The sequence below is a fragment of the Pseudobutyrivibrio xylanivorans DSM 14809 genome (assembly GCF_900141825.1).
Classification (GTDB): domain Bacteria; phylum Bacillota; class Clostridia; order Lachnospirales; family Lachnospiraceae; genus Pseudobutyrivibrio; species Pseudobutyrivibrio xylanivorans.
Genome location: NZ_FQYQ01000022.1, coordinates 1 through 16304, shown reverse-complemented (window position 1 = coordinate 16304; position 16304 = coordinate 1). Strand labels below are relative to the sequence as shown.

The 16304-nt window shown below is 38.0% G+C and carries 11 protein-coding genes; all 11 read left to right on the top strand.

What is annotated here, in order from left to right:
* The first annotated feature begins 2 nt into the window (after nt 1–2).
* The 11 genes from BUA88_RS12740 (at nt 3) to BUA88_RS12690 (ending at nt 16135) form a co-directional block, all read left to right on the top strand.
* Nucleotides 3–3233, top strand: a complete 3231-nt coding sequence (locus tag BUA88_RS12740) for a CDP-glycerol glycerophosphotransferase family protein (protein ID WP_072918664.1) — start codon at nt 3–5, stop codon at nt 3231–3233.
* On the top strand, nt 3223–4605 hold the full coding sequence (locus BUA88_RS12735; RefSeq protein WP_072918662.1) for a glycosyltransferase: 1383 nt from the start codon (nt 3223–3225) through the stop codon (nt 4603–4605). The genes BUA88_RS12740 and BUA88_RS12735 overlap by 11 nt, the downstream gene beginning before the upstream one ends.
* 5 nt (nt 4606–4610) lie before the next feature.
* Nucleotides 4611–5957 (top strand): DUF6270 domain-containing protein, encoded by a 1347-nt coding sequence (locus BUA88_RS12730; protein WP_072918660.1) that lies wholly within the window; start codon nt 4611–4613, stop codon nt 5955–5957.
* The gene (locus BUA88_RS12725) at nt 5958–7958 is read left to right on the top strand and encodes an HAD family hydrolase (protein ID WP_072918652.1); all 2001 of its coding nucleotides are present in this window, start codon (nt 5958–5960) and stop codon (nt 7956–7958) included.
* A gap of 29 nt (nt 7959–7987) precedes the next feature.
* Nucleotides 7988–9100 carry a UDP-galactopyranose mutase gene (gene glf, locus BUA88_RS12720; protein WP_083572521.1) on the top strand — a complete coding sequence of 371 codons (1113 nt, stop codon included), beginning with the start codon at nt 7988–7990 and terminating at the stop codon, nt 9098–9100.
* 234 nt (nt 9101–9334) lie between these two features.
* Nucleotides 9335–10336, top strand: coding sequence for a glycoside hydrolase family protein (locus tag BUA88_RS12715; protein WP_072918645.1), 1002 nt, complete (start codon nt 9335–9337; stop codon nt 10334–10336).
* A 418-nt stretch (nt 10337–10754) separates the two neighbouring features.
* A complete protein-coding gene (locus BUA88_RS12710; RefSeq protein WP_072918644.1) occupies nt 10755–11957 on the top strand; it encodes an acetyl-CoA C-acetyltransferase in 1203 nt (400 codons plus the stop codon).
* 225 nt (nt 11958–12182) lie between these two features.
* Entirely contained in the window at nt 12183–13055 is an 873-nt protein-coding gene (locus BUA88_RS12705; RefSeq protein ID WP_072918643.1) for a 3-hydroxyacyl-CoA dehydrogenase family protein, read from the top strand.
* A gap of 23 nt (nt 13056–13078) precedes the next feature.
* Entirely contained in the window at nt 13079–14248 is a 1170-nt protein-coding gene (locus BUA88_RS12700) for an acyl-CoA dehydrogenase (RefSeq protein WP_072918642.1), read from the top strand.
* A 39-nt stretch (nt 14249–14287) separates the two neighbouring features.
* Nucleotides 14288–15070, top strand: a complete 783-nt coding sequence (locus tag BUA88_RS12695; RefSeq protein ID WP_072918641.1) for an electron transfer flavoprotein subunit beta/FixA family protein — start codon at nt 14288–14290, stop codon at nt 15068–15070.
* Between the two features lie 18 nt (nt 15071–15088).
* On the top strand, nt 15089–16135 hold the full coding sequence (locus BUA88_RS12690; protein ID WP_072918639.1) for an electron transfer flavoprotein subunit alpha/FixB family protein: 1047 nt from the start codon (nt 15089–15091) through the stop codon (nt 16133–16135).
* The last annotated feature ends 169 nt before the right edge of the window (nt 16136–16304 follow it).

Here is a 16304-nt window from a genome sequence, read left to right as displayed (position 1 = left end):
GAATGAATTACTCAGAGAATATTTATCGGTTGGAAGAAGTATTTGCAAAGAATCAAATGGTTTGTTTTAAGATATCTCTTTTGGCTCAACCAGAGGTTAGAGAGCTATATTTTGACAATTATTTTGATGGTTTGCTTTTTGGAAAAAATAATGAGAAATATGCAATCACCACAGCTTTCGAAGGCGAGTATCTTGTAGGAAGCATTATGTATGATACCTACAACAATTATAAAGATATTCCAAGTAGATTATGGGTTAGAAATCGTATAGGTGATATGTATGTTGAACAACCTGTTATTATGAATGCAAAGCAGGCAGAATTGGCATTTGGACATAAAAATAAAGGTGTATTTGTAGTTGAAAACAGTTTAGAATTTACTTTTAAAAATATTTCAGTTTCTCCAAAACTCAATAATCCGTTTGATATAAAGAGAGAAGAAGAGAAAAAAGAGTTGGATCATTGGGAAGTAATGGTGGATTCAATTTCTGTTGATAAGAAGGCTATTAAAATTTCTGGAGCTTTTTCGGAAGGCATTGTTAAGAATAGTGAAAAAATGAAAGAAGCGGCATATTGTTTAATGTGGCGTGACAATAAGACAAAGCAGAAATATTATTTCCATACTGAGGAAATTTCTTCTGACAGATTTAGCTATGAGTTGGCTGTTTCAGAAATGGATGAGCTTGGAAAAAATGAATACAATGATGCCAATTTTTCTTGGTTTATTGTAGATGGAAATAAAAAGGAACATACTATTTTCTTATCTAAAGATGTAATTAGTAGTCCAGTTGAACTTCCTACTAGAGATATCAATGCAATCATTTGTAAAAAAGATGATTCTACAATCAATATGAGAGTGAACACTATTATTATGTTTACTTACTCTGAAAATTTTAATGATGGAAGAAGTATTATTTTAGGATTTAAGAAAAAATCATATGATAGTAGAGTTAAAAGATTTATTATTCAAAGAGTTAATACGAATATCGAATCAAATCTTCCTTTTACTGTATATAAAGAGACAGATAAATATATTTATTATGAAGTATGTTTGACTTGGGAGAACATTGAAAATGATTTCAAGCCTGGAGTTAGACAGTTATTTGTTGAAGTAGAAAATGGCGTTGATGTTGAAAGACACAATTTGAAATTAAAGAGAATTGCTCAGGTTAAAGAGAATTATTATATAGTTTCACCACATCCTTTTGTACTTGTAAATGGTTATGCACATAGCTGCTTATTATACTTAGATTCATCTAACAATTTAAAGTGTAACGTACGTAACAACGTTTTGAAGATGAAAGTAGATAGTACTGAAGTGAAGAACAATAATCTTTCGATGCTATTATCATGGAAAAAGGAACCTTATTTTGAAAAGCCTAATAAGGTTATGGTTGTTACAGATGCTGGTGAGGAGATAGAAGAACGAGTTACAGCAGCTAAGGATAACGTTCTCGTAAGTATAAAGCTTAAGAAGTATTTTGATTGCGAGGAGAATATAGTTTTAAAGCCAGAGCTATATTTTGACAATGACGTTAAAGTTAAGGTTGAGAACAATTTTAACAGACCGGTTGTAAATAACAGAGAAACTATGAGCTTCTCACATATTGAAAGAGTTACTTCAAAAAAATATAAGAGAGTATGGGGCAATCATGTATCAAAATCATATTCCATTGGTATAACAGAAGATAGCAATCTGTTTAAATTTATGGGAATGTGGCTTTATGAAAAAGACAGACTTTGCCTTAAAATTGACTGGATTGATGAAGATGAAAATCATCAGGTTAATAACATCTCGGTTGTATTAAGGGATAAAGTTTCTGAGGAAACTATTGTTATGAACCGTGAATTATTAGTTGAGGATGAATATATTTACTATGTTGATATAAATAGTCTTCCTAAGAAGAGCTTCTTACCATGTGTTCAGTTAGATAATGGTATGCTTTCTTATATCGAGATGGTTGATGGCGCATTTTCAATAAAATCGTCAACTACAAAGAAGAAAATTAGTGTAAATAAAACTGATAACATTATGTCTTTTGCTGTAGAGGATTTACTTTTGTTTGAAGATGATGAACGTAGAGAAGAGGCTTTAGCTATAGTTCAGAAAGCAACAGATGAGAAATCCTTAAATTCTAAGAAGATTTGGCTTATTGGAGAGAATCTTGGTCTTTCAGCCAGAGATAATGGTTTGGCATTTTTCGAGTATTGCATGAAGCATAAAGATGAAGTTGATGCAGAGTTTTATTTTGTAACTAAGGAAGAAAATGAAGATCTTGAGGCGTTATCAGAATACATGGATAATGTTGTATTCTACGATTCTACAAGACATCTTTATCTTGATGAACTTGCAGAGTTTTACATCGTATCGCATGGAGTAAGAGATGTTATGCCTTCTCTATACCATGACAAAACTGGTAAGTTTAGAAAGCCTATTATTTATTTACAGCATGGTATAGCTGGTATGAAGATATTTGATATCAGTAATAAGTCATATGGCGGAAGTATTCGAAAGTTTATTGTTTCATCAGAGAATGAAAAGGAATTATTAGTTGATAATTCGCAATTCTGGGATGATGAAATGGTTTCTACAGGCTTGGCTAGATATGATAAGTTGACTGTATGTGAGAAAAACGACGGTAAATATATCTGGGTTATGCCTACCTGGAGAGACTGGCTGATAAAATCAGAGAGCACTTTTGCAAAGTCAGATTTCTACTTGTATTACAGCAAGGTTTTATCTGACAAGCAGTTAATTAAGTCCCTTAGAAAAGCTGGTCAGAAATTGGTATTCAGTTTACATATTGAATTTGAAAAGTATAAGCCACTTTTTGATAAGTTTGAAAATGATGTAATTCATATCACAGATATGCATGAAGTAAAAATTTCTGACAGAGTTAAAGAGTGCAGTATGATTGCTACAGATTACAGTAGTATCATCTTTGATATAGTTTACTCTAAGAAACCTGCTGTATTTTTCCAGTTTGACAGTGAATTATATAATAAGTATCGTGGAAGCTATGTTGATATGAAGAAAGAACTTCCAGGTGTTGTGACATATACACCAGAGGCATTTTTGGAAGAGTTGATCAACAATATCAATACTAACTTTAGATTAACAGATATACATAAGAAAAACGCAAAACGCTATTTTGATTATTGTGATACAGATAATTCTAAGAGAATTTATGACAGTATAATTGAGTGTAGAGAGGAAATGGCTGATGAGTACTAAAATAAGATTTATGGTATACAATGCTTTCGGAATAGGCGGTACTGTAAAAACAATTTTTAATTTTGCAGATTATTTTTATGATACTGGAAAGTATGATGTTGAGATTATTAGTATTAAAAAGACAAAGGATACACCTACTTTGCCAGTTAATCCTAAGATAAAGATAACAGTTATTCAGGATGCAAGACGTGGAGCTAAATTTTCTGAGGAAGATAAAGAGTTATTAGCTCTTCCTAGTGAACTTATTGATAAAAGTGAAGATTTATATCCTATGTTTAACGCATATACTGATAAGAAAATGCGTGAACTTTTATGTAATCTTGAAGGTGGTGTGTTAGTAACCACAATGCCATCATTTAATATGTTGGCTACAGAATTAGTTAATGATTCTGTTTTGAAAATTGGTCAAGAGCATAAATCATATGCGGATCATTCACCTGAGATTCAGAAGATTATTAGGGAGTCATATGGAAAGTTGGATGGACTCACTATCCTTACAGAACGTAATAGACATGTATACGAAAGAAAGATACATGGAGATTTGCCAATCTATGTTTTAGGAAATGGAACAGAGAGATTAAAGTTTAGAGCTGATCTGAATAGCCATATCATGGTAGCAGCAGGAAGATATGCATATCAGAAGGGTTATGATATGCTAATCGAAGCTTTTGCTCTTATCGCAGATAAATATCCAGATTGGACTTTAAAAATCTACGGTGAAGGTTCACTTGCTAAAGACTATGTAAGATTAATTATGAAGCATGGTTTAGGCAACCGAGTTGTACTGGAGAGTGGTAATGATAAGATGAACGAAAGATATTCTGAGGCTTCCATCAATATTTGTTCATCAAATTATGAGCCATTTGGTATGACAATCATTGAAGGTTTTGCTATGGGACTTCCATGCGTTTCCTTTGCTTGTGATGGACCAAGAGAGATAATAACAGACGGATATGATGGATTATTGGTTCACAAAAAGGATATCGAAGGCTTTGCAGCAGCTTTAGAGCGAGTAATGTCTGATGATAAGCTAAGATTTGAGTTAGGTGCTAATGCTTATGAAACCTCAAAGAAATATGACATTAACACTATTGGTCAAATGTTCCAGAAAATCGTTGAGACTGAGACAGAGAGAAAGAAAAAGAATAACAAACCTAACCTTAAGTGTGTAAGTGCACCAAAAGTTGAGGAGAAGCCTGAGGTTGCTGAGGTAATCGATATTGAGCCTTATGTTGAACCAGAGACTATTAAAGTTGTTCAGGAAGAAATCAATTATTCAAAAATGATTGCAGCATCTAGTGAAGGACGTGTGGGGATTAAAACTATTATAAAAATGGGGCAAGGTTGGATGAAATATAAAATAAAGAGGTAGATAAATTGAAAAACAAAATTAACGTTGGCATTATTGGAGCGTGTGCGTCTAGAGATGCATTTAACAGACGTATTACTCCAAATTATAAAGACATCTTTAATGTCTCATGTTATGATTTTCAAATGTCATTTGCGTCATTGATGTCTCCAATTATTGAATATGATGCTTTAGAGTATAAGGAAAATATAAAAAAAGTTGAGTATATAGAACGTCAGCACTTATATGAGGATTTAAATAAATGTTTTCTGAACGAGTTAGCAGTAAAGCAACCAGATATTTTGATAATTGATTTTTATGCTGACGTTAATTTTGGTTTTGTAGAGTTAGGGGATTCATACATTTCAAATAAGTTATTTAAGTATGAAAAGTCTAATTACGTGTCAAAACTTTCTTTTGGAAAGAGATATTCTGGAAGAAATAATTTTGAGGAATTCTTTCCTATATGGAAAAATTCAGTAAAAGAATTTATGAAGTATTGTGAGAAGTATATTCCAAATACTACTATAGTGCTTAATGATTTTAGATTAGCAACCTACTACCACGATAAGTCAAGTGATGAGATTAGACTTATAAAAGAAAATCACAGTGTGGAGTTTATTAAAAATATAAATAATGCCTTAGAAAAATGTAACAATTGGTTCAAAGAGAATTATAACACTGAAGTAATTGTTCTAAGTGATAAGGAATATTTTGGAAATCCTCGTCATATTTGGGGATTAGATCATTTACATTTGATGCCAGATTTCTATAGTGATTTTTTATGGAAGCTATTGGATATATGTTTAGATAAGATTAGTGTTAGAACTAGAAAACTGTTAAACTTACAACTCTTACAAAACGGAGATTTTAGTAGAGAATTTGCTGGTTGGGAATCTAAAAATACTGGTTGGGAGATAATACACCAAAACGATAACCATTATCTAACAATTAACAAAAAGGACTATACCGAAGCTAAAAATTGGCAAATCTGGTCTGAACCCTTTGAAGTATTTAATGGCAGCGATGACAATAAGATAACCATCTCTTTTGAAGTCCGTTCAGAGGACTGGGAAAGTATAGATGGAGATGGTGTATTTTTTTGCCTAAGAACCTTTGATAAAAGAGAACAATATAATCATAAAGACTCTATAGAAGAGCAGATTTTTTATAAAAAGAATTATCCAGTTGAACCAAATAAATGGATAAAGATTTCTTATAGTTTTAATATGGCTGGTAGATTCATTAGAATTGCCCCTTATATGAAGAAAAATGGTTCACTTCAATATAAGAATATAAGTATTGTGTATGGTGAAAATCCTTTGGAGGAATGGAAGCCATGTATAAATGAATTACCACTTGGTTTGGGAGTATAAATGAGACTTAAAATATATAATAGTTTAGTTAATAAACATACTGGCATTAGGCAGAGATATCATGCCATGCACGATAATTCTTCTGGCATAGTTAAAGCATTATCATGGTTATATCTTTTATGGCTAAATTTTGCGTTCTACTGTCTTTTTCAAAAGTGGTTGGCAAAAGATAAAGGTGTGGAGCTGTATGAGAGTAAGAGCTTGAAGACAGACGCACCTGAGAGCGGTGAGTGTCCTTTAGGTACACCAGAACAGCTGGTTGAGAAACTTAGCAAATTCGATGTTATTTCCTTTGATATATTCGATACTCTCATTTTTAGACCATTTTCAGCTCCAACTGATTTATTCTTTTTAATCGGGCAGAGACTCAGCTATATGGACTTTAAGCGCATCCGTGTGGAGGCTGAGCATAAATCTCGTATGGAGCAGTTTAATAAGAATGGTACATTCGAGGTTACATTAGAGGATATATGGGCTACTGTCAGTGAAATGACAGGATTGGATGCTGAGAAAGGTGTAGCTCTCGAGACAGAGATAGAATTATCAATGTGCTATGCCAATTCGTATATGCGAAATGTATTTGATGCATTGGTGTCTATGGGCAAGCACATTGTTATTACATCCGATATGTATTTAACAAAGGACTTGCTTGAGAAGATTCTTTCGCAAAATGGGTATAAGGGCTATGACGAATTATATGTGTCATGTGAAATAGACCTTGGTAAATCAGACGGACAGCTCTTTGATTATGTTAGAGATGAATGCATAGAGGCATATGGTAAGAATATTACCTTCGCACACATTGGTGATAACGAAGTAAGCGATGTAAAAAATGCAGATTCCCATGGCTTTAAAGCATTCCACTATCCAAACGTCAATAAGAACACTATTATGAACCGTACTTTCGATATGTCACCTATTATTGGCGGGGCATATCGAGGCGTAGTTAACAATCGTTTATATGCGGGCATGGATTCCATGAACATGAATCAGGAATTCGGATTTATCTATGGTGGTCTGTTTGTAATGGGATACTGCAATTACATTCATGATTATGTAGAGTCTCATAACATTGATAAGGTAATGTTCCTGTCTCGTGATGGTGAGATAATAAAACGTATATACGATAATATGTATCCTGACGATGATACATGTTATGCATATATCTCTCGCCTTGCAGCAGCAAAGCTTTCCGCTGGTTATTTGAAATATGATTTTCTTCGTAAGATGGTATATCATAAGGCAACCAATGAAAAGACTATGAGTCAGGTTCTTGAGGCTATGGAGCTTCCTGATTTAAAAATCAAAAATGGTCGCAGAAAGCTTCACTATGGAAATGTAAATTCATTTATTGATTTCCTGAACGAAAATTGGGATTCTGTTCTTGAGACATATAAGCCTCAGAGAGAGGCAGCTGGCGAGTGGTACCGTGAGCTTATCGGTGAAGCTAAATCCGCTGTTGTTGTTGATATTGGTTGGGCAGGTAGTGGATATTTGGCACTAAAGAATCTTTTTGAAAAGGAATGGAATATAGACTGTCAGCTTACAGGAATCGTTGCTGGTACTAATACAGCCAATAATGCAGAGCCAGATATGAGTGAGACTATGCTTTTAGATGGTTCCATGTTATCATATCTCTATTCCTCAATGGACAATCGTGACTTATATAAAAAGCATGATCCAGCTAAGGATTATAACCTATACTTTGAGCTTATTACATCATCTCCAAGCCCTTCATTTAAGGGATTCTATTATGACGAGAATGGAGAAATTGAGCTTAGATTCTCAAAGCCAGAGGACAATCCAGAGGGAATAAAAGATATCTGGGATGGCATCGAAAAGTTTGTAAACGATTACAGATGGCACTTCAGTGACTACGAGTATATGTTTAATATTTCTGGTCGTGATGCGTATGCGCCTATGTTATTGGCTGCAAGCCATAATGAGAAATATCTTAAGACAATATATAAGAATTTTGATCTTAAGGTGGCAGTTGAATAAGTGTCGACTAGAGAATGGAGTATAAGATAATGTACGATTATTTAATTGTAGGCTCAGGGCTTTTTGGAGCCGTATTCGCAAGACAGGCAACAGACGCAGGTAAGAAGGTTCTTGTTATCGATAAGAGACCTAACATTGCAGGTAACGTTTATACAGAAAAGATTGAGGGAATTCATGTGCATAAATATGGTGCACATATCTTCCATACAAACATGAAGCATGTTTGGGATTATGTTACTAAGTTTGCTACATTCAATCGTTTCACAAACTCACCTGTAGCAAATTATCATGGAGAGCTTTATTCTCTTCCATTCAACATGTATACCTTCAATAAGATGTGGGGAGTAGTTACTCCTGAAGAGGCTGCTGCTAAGATTGAAGAGCAGAAGAAGGAAGCTGGCATCACAGAGCCTAAGAACCTTGAGGAGCAGGCTATCTCACTTGTTGGAACAGATATCTATGAGAAGCTTATTAAGGGTTACACTCAGAAGCAGTGGGGACGTCCTTGTACAGAGCTTCCAGCATTCATTATCAAGAGACTTCCAGTAAGACTTACTTTTGATAACAACTATTTCAATGCTCTTTATCAGGGTATTCCTGTAGGTGGATATACAAAGATGGTTGAGAATATGCTTGATGGTATTGAGGTTCGTCTCAACACAGATTACTTTGAGAACAAGGCTGAGCTTGATGCTCTTGCAGAGAAGGTAGTTTACACTGGTCCTATCGATGCATTTTTCGATTTCAAGCTTGGAACTTTAGAGTATCGTTCAGTAAGATTTGAGAACGAGACACTTGATAAGCCAAACTTCCAGGGAAATGCAGCTGTAAATTACACAGATGCTGAGACTCCATGGACTAGAATTATCGAGCACAAGTGGTTTGAATTTGGTAAGGATGATGAAGGAAATGACATTCCTAAGACTATCATCAGCCGTGAGTACAGCTCAGAGTGGAAGCCTGGTGATGAGCCATATTATCCAGTTAATGACGAGAAGAATGGCAAGCTATACGAGCAGTATAAGCAGCTTGCTGATAAGGAAGAGAAGGTTCTCTTCGGTGGACGTTTAGGTGAGTATAAGTATTACGATATGGATGCTGTAATTGATTCAGCATTAAAGTTTGCAGAGAAAGAATTATAAGAAATTATTCACACCATGTGTCAAAACAGACACATGGTGTTTTTTATATAAAAGAAGGTAATTCGGCAAGAATGCAACAAAAAAATAGCGATTCTGAAAGTTCTGTTAAATTTCTATTAATAGAAGGTTAATCTTTGGTATAACTACTGTGAAATTCCGTTTGCAAGGCATTTTGCATGATATTCTTTGTAAAAGAACTATTATTATCCCCCTGAAGTTTGGGAGGAAAGGGTTATGTTTAGGAAGTTTTTTACAAAGAAAAATCTACGACCTATCTTAAGTGGCACACTCATTGCCAGCATCATTATTTTCAGTGCTGTTGGAGGAATCAAAAGCTATATTGATTCAGAGTATTTACTGAAAATCAAGGAAGATGCTGTGCCGTTGGCGATGCAGGGAATATACAAGTATTGTCCTACCTGCATTAACGGGCAAGTATTGTATTGCTCGAATCAGGCTACGCCAGGAGAAGTAAAAGATGGCATATGCCTAAATGAAGTAAATGTAATGACAACAACTGCAGGGGCTTGGGATTCAGTACAGGTATGCGATCCATCTGTAGTAGAAGGTGATTTCACTTTCCAGGGAAAATCCTACAGATATTTAATGGCCTATTTAGGCTGTGCCACATATGACTGCACTGCTAATGAAGTTGGGTTTGCAGTTTCGAATAACCTTCAGACCTGGCGTAAAACAGGACGCGTTGTGGAGGCTATAAGAGATGGACACTGGGGCGTAGGCCAGCCATCTTTGATAAATTATAACGGTACTATTTATTTGTTCTACACCAGCGGTACATCTTCTCAGACTACCACATTCGTAGAGCAGCTTGATTGTAGTGATTTAGGTAATGTTATTCATCTTGGTAAGAAGCATATCACTTGTAGCTATGATTTTATTAGCAATGCGGATTTTGCTTTTACAGATGATGCAATATATATGACCTGTGATACACATCCATTCCCAGGCGGAGCTTTGAATTTTATTTCTGCAAAGCAATCAGTTTATAGTGCACCTTGGAATGGCACTTTGGATTCTTTGGAAGGTATGGGCTGGGAGAGAATAGCTCTAATTGGAGCAGAAACTACTGGGCATGAGAGAAACCACAACGGTTGCTTCTCAAGAGATGGATATGGACGATTAGCATCCAGAATATTGTATGTATCAACAGCAGATGAAATAGGCTCATGGAGCGAAAACCTCTATACATACAGGTTCACAGCTGTAGGGTTCTAAAAAGCTTGTTAAGAATTTAACGTAAATTTTCATACGTATAGACACAATTTGGAAACCGTAGAGATATACTGCGGTTTCCTTTTTTGCGTAAAATCAAGGTTTTTTGACAATTATTTAACGAGCGGAGTGTGAGAATTGAATGAAATGAATTGCTATTGTCAGAAAAAGCCTTACAATGTGATTATTCTGTGAAAAATTTTGTTTGAAATTGTGTCGTGCATGTGGTAAGATTTTACCATCAGCGGCGGATTGAGGTTTATTTTTTTTGTCTGAGCTCGTTAAAAAATTAACAGTTTGTAACATGCTAAATTGTACAACATGCACAAGCTGGTAATAAAAGGAGTTCTGATTATTAAAAATTCTGCCTTACTCGACCGCCAAACAAAAAATTGTATTTCTTAAAAAGGAGAAAGAAAACATGGGAAAAAAAGTAGTTATTGCTAGCGCATGTAGAACAGCCATTGGTACAATGGGCGGATCACTTAGCAACACTCCAGCAGCAGACTTAGGTGCTATCGTAATTAAGGAAGCAGTTAAGAGAGCTGGTATCAAGCCAGAGGACGTAGATCACGTATACATGGGTTGCGTTATCCAGGCAGGTCTTGGACAGAACGTTGCTCGTCAGGCTACATTAAAGGCTGGTCTTCCAAACGAAGTAACAGCAGTTACAACAAACGTTGTTTGTGGTTCTGGTCTTAACTGTGTTAACCAGGCAGCACAGATGATTATTGCAGGTGATGCAGACGTAGTAGTAGCAGGTGGTATGGAGAACATGTCATTAGCTCCATTCGCACTTCCAAATGGTCGTTATGGTTATAGAATGACATGGCCATCAAACAGCCAGGGTGCTTTAGTAGATACAATGGTTAAGGATGCTCTTTGGGATGCATACAATGATTACCACATGATCAAGACAGCTGATAACGTAGCTGAGCAGTGGAAGCTTACAAGAGAAGAGCTTGATGAGTTCGCAGTTAACTCACAGAACAAGGCTTGTGCAGCTATCGAGTCTGGTGCATTCAAGGATGAGATTGTTCCTGTAGAAATCAAGAAGAAGAAGGAAACAATCGTATTCGATACAGACGAAGGCCCAAGACCTGGTACAACAATCGAAGGTCTTGCTAAGCTTAAGGCTCTTTATCCAGACGGAGTTGTTACAGCTGGTAATGCTTCAGGTATCAACGATGGTGCAGCTGCACTCGTAGTTATGTCTGAGGAGAAGGCTAAGGAGCTTGGTGTTAAGCCACTCGTTACATTCGTAGCTGGTGCTCTTGGCGGATGTGCTCCAGAAATCATGGGTGTTGGTCCTGTACCAGCAACAAAGAAGGCTCTTGCTAAGGCTGGTCTTACAATCAATGATCTTGATGTATATGAGGCTAACGAGGCATTTGCAGCACAGTCTGTAGCAGTTGGTAAGGAGCTTGGCTTCGATCTTAACAAGCTCAATCCAAACGGTGGTGCTATCGCTCTTGGACATCCAGTAGGAGCTTCAGGTGCTCGTATCCTTGTAACACTTATTTACGATATGATTCACAACCCAGAGTACAAGAAGGGTCTTGCTACTCTTTGCATCGGTGGCGGTATGGGTTGCGCTACTATCGTTGAGAAATATGAAGGCTAATCGTTATCGTTAAGACGATAAGCAAAAATTTGGAATTATTAAATTCTACATATTAAATATTTAAGTGAGCAGCAGAATTTTAATTTTCAGCCTGTAATACTCAAGCTCTAATATTTCTCAAGCGAATCGTGTTAGATGAGCGGAGAAATCATTAGGCTTGTGTATGTAACAGGCGTTATGAAGAGAAAGATTGCTGCGGACTAAAAATACTAGGAGGAACTAAAAATGAAGGTAGGCGTAATTGGCGCAGGTACAATGGGCCAGGGCATTGCTAAGGCATTTGCTCAGGTTGACGGTTATGAAGTAGCTCTTTGCGATATTAAGCAGGAGTGGGCTGAAGGCGGAAAGGACAAGATTGCTAAGGGTTATGCAAGACTTGTTGAAAAAGGAAAGATGGAGCAGGCAGCAGTAGATGCTATCCTCGCTAAGATCACACCAGGTCTCAAGGAGAACCTTTGCAAGGATTGTGACCTTATCGTTGAGGCTGCTTTCGAGAACATGGAAGTTAAGAAGACAACATTCAAGGAGCTTGACGAGATCGCTAAGCCTGAGTGCATCTTCGCTTCAAACACATCTTCACTTTCAATCACAGAGATTGGTAACGGTCTTAACCGTCCAATGGTTGGTATGCACTTCTTCAACCCAGCTGACAGAATGAAGCTTGTTGAGGTTATCGCTGGTGTTAACACACCTGCTGAGACAGTAGATGCTATCAAGAAGATTTCTGAGGAGATCGGAAAGACTCCTGTACAGGTTAACGAGGCTGCTGGTTTCGTAGTAAACCGTATCCTTATCCCAATGATCAACGAAGCTGCTTTCATCAAGATGGAAGGTGTTTCTGATATCGCTGGTATCGATGCTGCTATGAAGCTCGGTGCTAACCACCCAATGGGACCACTAGAGCTCGGCGATTTCATCGGTCTTGATATCTGCCTTGCAATCATGGACGTTCTTTACAACGAGACAGGTGACAGCAAGTATCGTGCTTGCCCACTTCTTCGTAAGATGGTTCGTGGTGGTAACCTTGGTGTTAAGTCTGGTAAGGGATTCTACGTATACAACGCAGATTGTACTAAGACAGCAGTTGATGCACAGTAATTAATATAAAGGAGATTCAGATCATGGATTTTACATTAGATAAGAAGCATGAGATGGCTAGACAGCTGTTCAGAGAGTTCGCTCAGAACGAAGTTAAGCCAATGGCTCAGGAAATTGATGAGACAGAGCAGTTCCCACGTGAAAACGTAGAGAAGATGATGAAGTACGGTTTCATGGGTATTCCAATTCCAAAGGAGTACGGCGGACAGGGCTGTGACGTTCTTACATACGTTATGTGTGTAGAGGAGCTTTCAAAGGTTTGCGGTACAACAGGTGTTATCGTTTCTGCACATACATCACTTTGCTGCGATCCTATCCTCACATATGGTACAGAGGAGCAGAAGCAGAAGTACTTAGTACCACTTGCAAGTGGTAAGAAGCTTGGTGCTTTCGCACTTACAGAGCCAGGTGCTGGTACAGACGCACAGGGTGCTCAGTGTAGAGCTGACGAAGATGGAGATTCTTGGGTACTTAACGGTTCTAAGTGCTTCATCACAAACGGTAAGGAAGCTGATGTTTACATCGTATTCGCTGTAACAGACATCGTTGAGGACGCTAAGGGTCGTAAGTCTAAGAAGTTCTCTGCTTTCATCGTTGAGAAGGATACACCTGGATTTACATTCGGTACAAAGGAGAAGAAGATGGGTATCCGTGCTTCTTCTACATACGAGCTTATCTTCCAGGATTGCCGTATTCCAAAGGAGAACTTACTTGGTGCTAGAGGCAAGGGCTTTGGTATCGCTATGCACACACTTGATGGTGGACGTATTGGTATCGCTGCTCAGGCTCTTGGTATTGGCGAAGGTTCAATCGATGCAACAATCGAGTTCGTAAAGGAAAGAAAGCAGTTTGGTCGTCCAATCGCTGCATTCCAGAACACAGCATTCCAGCTTGCAGATATGAAGGCTCGTATGGACGCTGCTAAGTATCTTGTATACAACGCTGCTTGCACAAAGGACGTTTATACACAGGATCACAAGACAAGCTACTCTATCGAGGCAGCTGAGGCTAAGCTTTTCGCAGCTGAGGCAGCTATGGCTGTTACTACAAAGGCTGTACAGCTTCACGGTGGTTATGGTTATACAAGAGAGTACGATGTTGAGCGTATGATGCGTGATGCTAAGATCACAGAAATCTACGAAGGTACATCTGAGGTTCAGAGACTTGTTATCTCTGGCGCAATGCTCAAATAAGATTGTTTATTATCGTGTAAATAAAAGGAGATTAAATACATGAATATCGTAGTATGTATTAAACAGGTTCCTGACACAAAGGGCGGCGTAAAGTTTAACCCAGATGGAACTCTTGATAGAGCATCAATGCTCGCAATTATGAATCCAGATGATAAGGCAGGTCTTGAGGCTGCTCTTAGAATTAAGGATGAGACAGGCGCAAAGGTTACAGTTCTTACAATGGGACTTCCTAAGGCTGATGATATGCTCCGCGAAGCACTTGCTATGGGTGCTGATGAGGCTGTTCTTGTTACAGACAGACGCCTTGGTGGTGCTGATACATGGGCTACATCTTCAACAGTTGCAGCTGCAGTTAAGAAACTTGATTACGATCTTATCATCACAGGTCGTCAGGCTATCGATGGTGATACAGCTCAGGTTGGTCCACAGATCGCTGAGCATCTTGCACTTCCAGTTATCTCTTATGCAGAAGATATCAAGGTTGAAGGCAACAGCGTAATCGTTAAGCGTCAGTACGAAGACAGATATCATGAAGTAAAGGCTCAGATGCCATGTCTTATTACTGCACTTTCAGAGTTAAATGAGCCACGTTACATGACTCCAGGCGGCATCTTTGATGCATATGACAAGGAAGTTACTGTATGGGGCCGTGATGATCTTACAGATCTTGATGATGCTAACATCGGTCTTGCTGGTTCTCCAACAAAGATCGCTAAGGCTTCTGATAAGGTTCGTAAGGGAGCAGGCGAGAAGGTAACTCTTGACCCTAAGGAGTCAGTAGAGTATATCATGAACAAGCTTAAAGAGAAGCATGTAATTTAATAAGAGGAGGCAAAAAGAATGTCATTAGAAGAATACAAGGGCGTAGCTATATTCGCTCAGCAGGTTGATAATAAACTTAGCTCAATTGCCTTCGAACTTATCGGCAAGGCACATGAGCTTGCAGCAGATTTAGGAACAGACGTTACAGCAGTTGTACTTGGTAAAGATATCGCAGGTCTTGCAGATAAGCTTGGCGAGTACGGTGCAGATAAGGTTGTTCTTATTGACGATCCAGCACTTGAAACATATCGTACAGAGCCATATGCACAGGCTCTTACAGCTTATATTAATGAGTACAAGCCAGAGATCATGCTCGTTGGTGCAACAGCAATCGGTCGTGATCTTGGTCCTACAGTTTCAGCTAGAGTTAAGACAGGTCTTACAGCTGACTGTACATCACTTGAGATTGGTGATTTCCCACTCGTAGCTAAGGAAGGACAGGAGCAGAAGCACAATCAGCTTCTTATGACTCGTCCTGCATTTGGTGGTAACACAATCGCTACAATCGCATGCCCAGACAACCGTCCACAGATGGCTACAGTTCGTCCAGGTGTTATGCAGAAGCTTCCTAAGGAGGCTGGTAGAAAGGCTGAGGTTATCAACTTCAAGCCAGAGCTTAAGGAGAACAACAGATTCGTTGAGATCCTTAACATCGTTAAGAACGTTACAAACACAGTAGATATCATGGATGCTAAGATCCTTGTATCTGGTGGTCGTGGTGTTGGTTCTCCAGAGAACTTCAAGCTCCTTGAGGATCTTGCAGAGGTTCTTGGCGGAACAGTATCTTGCTCACGTGCCGTTGTAGATTCAGGCTGGAAGCCAAAGGATCTTCAGGTAGGTCAGACAGGTAAGACTGTACGTCCTAACGTATATTTCGCAATCGGTATCTCTGGTGCTATCCAGCATACAGCAGGTATGGAAGAGTCTGATATCATCATCGCTATCAATAAGGATGAGACAGCTCCTATCTTTGATGTAGCTGATTACGGTATCGTTGGAGATCTTAACAAGATTGTTCCAGCTCTTACAGAGGCTCTTAAGGCTGAGCTCGCTGCTCAGAATTAAATTTCACGATTTATCGAGTTTACGAAGAAAAATCGTGAACCCCGACAATCCCTTCACCGAAGGTGAACTTAAAATGGGATTGTCTCCTTAAAAAAGGGGCAATATCTCTTCATACAGAGTATGATTAGATTTTTCCTATAATTTCTTTCTTTAATTTTTTTAGAGGCGG

Coding starts and splice junctions, on each gene's coding strand:
- BUA88_RS12740 (WP_072918664.1), top strand. CDS start 3: ATGAATTACTCAGAGAATATTTATCGGTTGGAAGAAGTATTTGCAAAG.
- BUA88_RS12735 (WP_072918662.1), top strand. CDS start 3,223: ATGAGTACTAAAATAAGATTTATGGTATACAATGCTTTCGGAATAGGC.
- BUA88_RS12725 (WP_072918652.1), top strand. CDS start 5,958: ATGAGACTTAAAATATATAATAGTTTAGTTAATAAACATACTGGCATT.
- glf (WP_083572521.1), top strand. CDS start 7,988: ATGTACGATTATTTAATTGTAGGCTCAGGGCTTTTTGGAGCCGTATTC.
- BUA88_RS12715 (WP_072918645.1), top strand. CDS start 9,335: ATGTTTAGGAAGTTTTTTACAAAGAAAAATCTACGACCTATCTTAAGT.
- BUA88_RS12710 (WP_072918644.1), top strand. CDS start 10,755: ATGGGAAAAAAAGTAGTTATTGCTAGCGCATGTAGAACAGCCATTGGT.
- BUA88_RS12705 (WP_072918643.1), top strand. CDS start 12,183: ATGAAGGTAGGCGTAATTGGCGCAGGTACAATGGGCCAGGGCATTGCT.
- BUA88_RS12700 (WP_072918642.1), top strand. CDS start 13,079: ATGGATTTTACATTAGATAAGAAGCATGAGATGGCTAGACAGCTGTTC.
- BUA88_RS12695 (WP_072918641.1), top strand. CDS start 14,288: ATGAATATCGTAGTATGTATTAAACAGGTTCCTGACACAAAGGGCGGC.
- BUA88_RS12690 (WP_072918639.1), top strand. CDS start 15,089: ATGTCATTAGAAGAATACAAGGGCGTAGCTATATTCGCTCAGCAGGTT.